This window comes from Burkholderia sp. ABCPW 11, from assembly GCF_001523445.1.
Classification (GTDB): domain Bacteria; phylum Pseudomonadota; class Gammaproteobacteria; order Burkholderiales; family Burkholderiaceae; genus Burkholderia.
In genome coordinates, this window is the sequence record NZ_LOVM01000089.1 from 1 (window position 1) to 899 (window position 899).

At 64.8% G+C, this 899-nt stretch carries 1 pseudogene; it reads left to right on the forward strand.

From position 1 onward, the window contains the following. Positions 1 to 899, forward strand: a pseudogene (locus tag WS61_RS28965) (hypothetical protein); the annotation flags it as partial.

Sequence of the window (899 nt, forward strand, 5' to 3'; positions counted from 1 at the left end):
GTTGCGGGCAACACGGGCGACATCACGAACATCAAGAACGCGTTCACGAACACGGGTCTGGTGGACGGCAATGGTCACACGCGTGCGGCAGTGACGTACGACAAGAACGCGGACGGCACGCCGAACCACGGCAAGGCCACGCTCGCGGGCGCGGGCGGCACGATCCTGTCGAACGTAGCGGCGGGTAAGGCTGACAAGGATGCGGTGAACCTTGGCCAGTTGAAGGAGGCGGGCCTGGTCACGCAGGTGGACCCGAATGATCCGAACAAGGGCGTGACATCGCTGGCGGTGACGTACGACGATGTGACGAAGTCGAAGGCGACGCTCGGCGGTGCAGACGGCACGATCCTGTCGAACGTGAAGGCGGGTAAGGCTGACAAGGATGCGGTGAACCTCGGCCAACTGAAGGAGGCAGGCCTGGTCACGCAGGTGGACCCGAACGACCCGAACAAGGGCGTGACGTCGCTGGCGGTGACGTACGACGATGCGACGAAGTCGAAGGCGACGCTCGGCGGTGCAGACGGCACGATCCTGTCGAACGTGAAGGCGGGTGTGGCTGACAAGGACGCGGTGAACCTTGGCCAACTGAAGGAGGCGGGCCTGGTCACGCAGGTGGATCCGAACGACCCGAACAAGGGCGTGACGTCCTTGGCGATGACGTACGACGATGCGACGAAGTCGAAAGCGACGCTTGGCGGCGCGGACGGCACGACGCTCACGAACGTGAAGGCGGGTCAGGTCAGCGCGCAGAGCAAGGATGCGATCAACGGCGGCCAACTGCATGGCACGGCGCAGAGCGTGGCGAATGCGCTGGGTGGCGGCTCGTCGGTGGATGCGAACGGCGGGGTATCCGCGCCGACGTACAACCTGACCGATTCCGCGGACGGCTCGAAGCAAGT